General features: G+C 62.4%; 6 protein-coding genes. All 6 read right to left on the bottom strand.

The genetic code is table 11. The features are described 5' to 3' along the window. Positions 1-181: 181 nt before the first annotated feature. A complete protein-coding gene (def, locus tag AC1D1X_RS13385; protein WP_457280842.1) occupies positions 182-721 on the bottom strand; it encodes a peptide deformylase in 540 nt (179 codons plus the stop codon). Positions 722-760: 39 nt separating this feature from the next. Beyond that, on the bottom strand, positions 761-958 hold the full coding sequence (locus AC1D1X_RS13380; RefSeq protein WP_477669509.1) for a hypothetical protein: 198 nt from the start codon (positions 956-958) through the stop codon (positions 761-763). A gap of 107 nt (positions 959-1,065) precedes the next feature. Then, on the bottom strand, positions 1,066-1,782 hold the full coding sequence (locus AC1D1X_RS13375) for an MgtC/SapB family protein (protein WP_477669508.1): 717 nt from the start codon (positions 1,780-1,782) through the stop codon (positions 1,066-1,068). 28 nt (positions 1,783-1,810) lie between these two features. Further along, positions 1,811-3,916, bottom strand: coding sequence for an NAD-dependent DNA ligase LigA (ligA, locus tag AC1D1X_RS13370; RefSeq protein WP_477669507.1), 2,106 nt, complete (start codon positions 3,914-3,916; stop codon positions 1,811-1,813). A gap of 36 nt (positions 3,917-3,952) precedes the next feature. After that, on the bottom strand, positions 3,953-5,026 hold the full coding sequence (locus AC1D1X_RS13365) for a cell division protein ZipA C-terminal FtsZ-binding domain-containing protein (protein ID WP_477669506.1): 1,074 nt from the start codon (positions 5,024-5,026) through the stop codon (positions 3,953-3,955). A gap of 7 nt (positions 5,027-5,033) precedes the next feature. Next, positions 5,034-6,116 (bottom strand): chromosome segregation SMC family protein (locus AC1D1X_RS13360; protein WP_477698442.1); only part of this gene is annotated, 1,083 nt, incomplete at its 5' end.

Below are 6,116 nucleotides of genomic sequence, written 5' to 3'. Positions count from 1 at the left end.
CCACTACCGCTCACGGTTTCAAATTTCAGCTGGTAAGGAGGTGGCGAAGCAGCTCCGGTGATGGGAACTGCTCCCGAAACGGGAGCGTGYGACATCCGGAAGCTTTCCTTGCGTACAACACGCTCTGGCGGGGCGAAATAGCCCTCGATCAGCTTCAGTGTACCCCTCGAGGCGTCCTCGGTCAGTCGTCGTCCGACGCGTCCAGTCCGGGGAAAAGCACCTCGGTAAAGCCAAACTGGCTGAAGTCGCGGATGCGCATGGGATAAAGCTTGCCAATCAGGTGATCGCACTCATGCTGCACCACCCGCGCGTGAAAACCGTCCACCGAACGCTCAATCGCATCACCGTACTGGTCAAAGCCGCTGTAACGAATTCGCGAAAGGCGCGGGACCAGGCCGCGCAGACCGGGTACGGAAAGGCAGCCTTCCCAGCCGCCCTCTTCTTCAGGCCCCAGGGGCGTAATCAAAGGGTTCAGCAAGACGGTGCGGGGCACTACCGGTGCATCGGGATAGCGTGGGTTGACCGTGTCAGTCCCGAAAATTACCAGCTGCAGGTCGACCCCAATCTGTGGGGCTGCCAGGCCGGCACCGTTGACAGCGCGCATGGTATCGAACATGTCAGCAATGAGCAGGTGCAGCTCGTCGGTGTCGAAGGCGGTCACGGGCTGAGCCACGCGCAGCAGCCGCGGGTCGCCCATTTTGAGGATTTCGCGAATGGTCATGCGCCAATTATCGTGTCGCAGGGCCTCATCGGGGAAGTTTTAGCGCCAATGCCGGTAGCCCCAACCCCGGTAATAGCCGGGCGCGGGAACCACCACCACGGGGGCTGGCTCTACGTAGACAGGGCGGGCCGGGTAAACAGCCACCGGACGCGGGGCAATCGGCGCCACCACGCAGCCAGACAGCAAAACAGCCAGGCCGGCAGCCCCTGCCAGGACAGATAAACGTTTGTAATTCATGAAAAACTCCTGTGTGTACAGGTCTTTTCAACGTCCGGCGTAGTCGCCTGGCGTGACGTCCGGCGTGCAAACCCCGGTAACGCCATGTAAGGCGCTTCCTTGACGCACTATTCCGTGGTGCTGGCGCTCCAGTAGGCCTGGCTGACCGCAGGCAAATCACCGAGCTGACTGACAAGGCGGTCCATCGCGGGGCCATCCACCGCAATGGCGACCAGCGTCGCCTGGATCTTCACGCCTTCCTCGCCGAAAGCGGACACTTTGAGGTCGTTGGTCGGATAGTGCAGCTCCTCCAGCGATTTCTCCAGGGCACCCAGCACCTCTTTTTGATGCCCCCCGTTCGTGACCACATAGACCGAGTTGGTTACCTCGGCCGACTGCACGTCCAGTGGCAAGCGGTTGATCTGGTTGACGATGGGCCGCAGCAAGGTATTGGCCGCCAGCACGAACAGCGTGGCAATGCCTGCCTGCACTACCAGATCAGCCCCCGCGCAGGCGTCCACAGCACCCGAGCACCACAAGGTAGCGGCCGTGTTGAGCCCGCGCACATTGCCTTCCTCGCGCATGATCACGCCGGCACCCAGAAAGCCAATGCCCGAGACCACATAAGCCACCACATGCACCGCACCCGACGAGCCGGTAAGCCGATTCGCCATGTCGACAAAAATCGCAGAGCCTACAGCCACCAGTACGTTGGTGCGAAGTCCTGCGGTGCGCTGCCGGTACTGGCGCTCAAAACCGATCAAGGCGCCAAAGACGAACGCGGATGACAGGCTCAGGAGCGAGTCCAGGAGGTCCGCAGAGTTGAGGTTTTCGAATGCCTGCATGGGTGTGTTGCCTCCCGTGAGCCTGAAACTATCCGGGTGGGCCAGCCAGCAAGGCCAGCAAGGCCGCTTCGTCGATGACCGGAACACCCAGTGTTTGGGCCTTGACCAGCTTGCTGCCAGCCTCCTCGCCGGCCACTACATAGTCGGTCTTCTTGCTGACCGAGCCAGCCACCTTGCCGCCGGCAGCCTCCACCTTGTCTTTGGCCCCGTCGCGGCTCAAGGTGGGCAATGTGCCGGTGATGACAAAAGTCTTGCCCGACAACGGCTGCGGCGCCCTGGCAGCTGGTTCACCCTCCTCCCAGGTCACGCCACAGGCGCGCAGTTGCTCGACCACTTCGCGGTTGTGCGCCTGCTCAAAGAAGGTGCGAATACTCTGCGCCACGATCGGCCCCACATCGCTGACTTCCAGCAGTTGCTCTTCGGTGGCATCCATGATGGCGTCCAGCTTGCCGAAATGGCGCGCCAGCTCCTTGGCCGTCGCCTCGCCGACGTGGCGTATGCCCAGGCCGAACAGGAAGCGAGGCAAAGTTGTCTGCTTGGACTTTTCAAGCGCTTCCAGCAAGTTGTTGGCAGACTTCTCCGCCATGCGGTCCAGGCTGGCGAGCGCCGTCAGGCCCAGTTTGTAGAGATCGGGCAAGGTGCGGATCACATTCGCATCCACCAGTTGCTCGACCAGCTTGTCACCCAGGCCTTCGACTTCGACGGCGCGCCGGTGTGCGTAATGCAGGATGGCTTCCTTGCGCTGGGCACCGCAGAAAAGTCCGCCAGTGCACCGGTAATCGGCTTCATCTTCTTCTCGCACGGCGTCGGAGCCGCAGACGGGGCATTTGCGTGGCATCGTGAATTGCGGCGCATCCTGGACCCGTTTGTCGAGCAGCACGCTGACGACCTCGGGGATCACGTCACCCGCGCGGCGCACGATCACGGTGTCTCCCACCCGCACGTCCTTGCGGCGTGCTTCGTCTTCGTTGTGCAGCGTGGCGTTGGTCACGGTGACACCGCCCACAAACACCGGTGCCAGCTTGGCAACCGGCGTCAGCTTGCCGGTGCGTCCCACCTGCACTTCAATGGCCAGCACGGTGGTGAGCTGCTCCTGCGCCGGGTATTTGTGGGCCACGGCCCAGCGCGGCTCGCGCGTGACAAAGCCCATTTTTTTCTGCAGCGCCAGGCTGTTGACCTTGTAGACCACACCGTCAATGTCGTAAGGCAGGCTGTCGCGCTGCTTGCCCATGGTCTGGTGGAATGCTATTAATTCAGGAGCGCCTTGCGCAAGTTGCGTCTGGGCTGCGACCGGAAAACCCCATGATTTGAGTGTTAGCAGGAGCTGAAAATGGGTTTCGAACGCCGGACCGCCCTCTTCCGGCGGAGAGATATCCCCCAAACCGTAAGCAAAAAAACTCAAGCGCCGCCGCGCGGCCAACGCTGGATCCAGCTGGCGCACGCCGCCAGCCGCGGCGTTGCGCGGATTGACGAAGGTTTTTTCGCCCTTGGCGCCTTGCGCGATCTTCTCGCGCTGCTTCTCGTTGAGCGCTTCGAAGTCAGCGCGGCGCATATAAACCTCGCCACGCACTTCCATGACCGGCGGAGCGTCGGCAGGCAATCGAAGCGGAATCTGGTTGATGGTCCGGATGTTCTGCGTTACGTCCTCGCCGACTTCACCGTCACCGCGCGTGGCGGCCTGCACCAGGATACCGTTTTTATAACGCAGGCTCATCGCCAGGCCATCGAACTTGAGTTCCGCGACATATTCGACAGGCGGATCGGATTCCGCCAGACCCAACTCCTTGCGCACGCGGGTATCGAAATTCTGGGCGCCTGTGGCTTCCGTGTCGGTTTCAGTGCGAATGCTGAGCATGGGCACCTTGTGGCGCACACTGGCGAATTGGTCCAGCGGCTTGCCGCCCACGCGCTGGGTCGGTGAATCGGGTGTCAGCAGTTCCGGATGAGCCGCCTCAAGCGCCTGCAACTCTTTGAACAGCTTGTCGTACTCGGCATCGGGAATCGTGGGCTCATCGAGCACGTAGTAGCGGTGCGCGTGCAGATGCAGCTCTGCGCGCAACGCAGCGACGCGCTCCGCGGCGGAGGCCGGCTGCGGCGAGGGTTCGGGCTGCGCAAACAGGTCTTTGATGGCCATGAAGAAAGTCGGAAACGGGCGAAAAGCCCGGGAAATTCAGGAAAAAAGCCGGCGCCCCAACACCGAGCCCGCCGACAAATCGCGGCTGTCGAGCGTGTCATACAGCTGCTCCAGGTCTGCATGGATGACCTCCATCGCCTCAGGTCGGATCAGGTTGCCGTTGTCGTCGATGATCACGCCGTCCATATTGGCGGCYAGGGAGAGCGCGGCTTCGCACATGCGTGCAAAAGGCTGCTCAGAGCGGGAAACCTGTGGAACGTCGAGCGACAGCGTCAGTTCACGCAGCGCGGTCTGCTCCGGGTCTTCGGCCATTGCAGCCTGAGTATCAAAAGCCAGCCCCAGGATGGGAGCCTGCCCCTGCTGGCTTGCCGGCAACACCATGCGCCCGGGAATGGAACCTGGAACGAAACCCAGCCGGGCCGCACTTTGGTGGACATAACCCGGACTCCAGGCCGTGTTGACGGCGCGCAGGGTAAAGCTCAGCTGTGCGTCATGGCCGCTGGCAAACTGGTCGAGTTCGCGGGCTCGCGCCACCTCGTCCAGCATTTCCGGAAACTCCGGCTCGCCGCCCACCGCATCGGCAAACGCCTGCGCCTTCATCACGAATTCAGAGTATTCAATCTGGTTGAGCGCACCGGTACGGTTGGCCAGCTGCACGCCGCACTGAAAGGCGCTGTAACGATGCCCTGCTGTGGGAAATTCCCATTCGCCGGTAATGGCGCTCAGGCCTTCCACGCCGAAAGGCTTGCTGCCGGCCCGGCGCGTGCTGGGCATGGCGGCAAGCGCGGCTTCGCCCGACACCATGCCCTCGATCACCACGGGCGCAACGGCATCAATCAGCACGTCAAGGCCTGGTTTTCTTTCGGATGCATTCATCGTGGCGAGCGAGGCCAGCGATGCCAGGCCAGAATCCACGTCAAAGCTGGGTTCCTGCCGTTCAGCTGCGGCACCTTCGCCACTTTGTGCGGGTGCAAGCTCTTGCTCGGGAGCGGGGGCTTCCGGTGTGGCCTGCTTGGGCAGGTTCCTGCGCGACGACCAGGCGCTGTGTGCCACCACGCCGGCCAGCACCAGCCCGCCCACCACCGCCAGACTGATCTGCAAAGTGCTCATTTTGGGGTCAGGCTGCTTCTGCGAAACCGATGGCGGCTTCCATGTCCACCGCTACGATGCGCGACACGCCCTGCTCCTGCATGGTCACGCCAATCAACTGCTCGGCCATTTCCATGGCGATCTTGTTGTGGCTGATGAAGAGGAACTGCGTTTCCTTGCTCATGGAACGCACCAGCTTGGCATAGCGCTCGGTGTTGGCGTCGTCCAGCGGCGCGTCAACCTCATCCAGCAAACAGAAAGGTGCGGGGTTAAGCTGGAAGATCGCAAACACCAGGGCGATGGCCGTGAGCGCCTTTTCGCCACCTGAAAGCAGGTGAATGGTCTGGTTCTTCTTGCCAGGCGGCTGGGCGATCACCTGCACGCCGGCGTCGAGGATTTCCTCGCCCGTCATCATGAGCTTGGCATTGCCGCCGCCGAAGAGTTCGGGGAACATCCGGCCGAAATGGCCGTTGACCGTGTCGAAGGTGCTTGAGAGCAGGTCGCGCGTTTCGATGTCGATCTTCTTGATCGCATCTTCCAGCGTGGTCATGGCTTCATTCAGGTCGGCGGACTGCGCGTCTAGGAACTGCTTGCGTTCGCGCGCGGTGCTCAGCTCGTCGAGCGCGGCCAGGTTGACGGCGCCCAGCGACTGGATTTCGCGGTTGATACGGTCGATTTCGCCTTGCAGGCCGGTCAGTCGCACGTTGCCGGACTGGATGGATTGCTCCACCGCAGCCAGGTCGGCCTGCGCGTCGGCCAGCAACTGCGCGTATTGCTCAAAGCCCAGGCGCGCTGCCTGCTCTTTCAGCTGGAACTCGGTGATGCGCTGGCGCAGCGGATCCAGCTCGCGCTCCAGTTGCAGGCGCCGCTCGTCGCTGGCGCGCAGCTTGTTGGTCAGGTCGTCGTACTGGCTGCGCTTGGCGCCCAGATCGGCCTCACGCTCGAGCTTCACGCTCAGCGCGCTTTGCAGGCCGGCCTGCGCTGCGGCGTCTGTCAGGCGCGTGAGCTCTTCACGGGCTTGCGCTTCTTCACTTGCAATGGAGCTGGCTTGCTGGGCGGCAATGTCGATGGAACGGGTTAGCTCTTCGCGGCGGGAGGCCAAGCTGCGCAA

The organism is Polaromonas sp. P1_G4 (genome assembly GCF_056405475.1).
This window is presented reverse-complemented; position numbering and strand designations above follow the sequence as displayed.

Excerpts from the sequence above, each read along its gene's own strand:
- def (WP_457280842.1), bottom strand. The coding sequence starts at position 721 with ATGACCATTCGCGAAATCCTCAAAATGGGCGACCCGCGGCTGCTGCGC.
- AC1D1X_RS13380 (WP_477669509.1), bottom strand. The coding sequence starts at position 958 with ATGAATTACAAACGTTTATCTGTCCTGGCAGGGGCTGCCGGCCTGGCT.
- AC1D1X_RS13375 (WP_477669508.1), bottom strand. The coding sequence starts at position 1,782 with ATGCAGGCATTCGAAAACCTCAACTCTGCGGACCTCCTGGACTCGCTC.
- ligA (WP_477669507.1), bottom strand. The coding sequence starts at position 3,916 with ATGGCCATCAAAGACCTGTTTGCGCAGCCCGAACCCTCGCCGCAGCCG.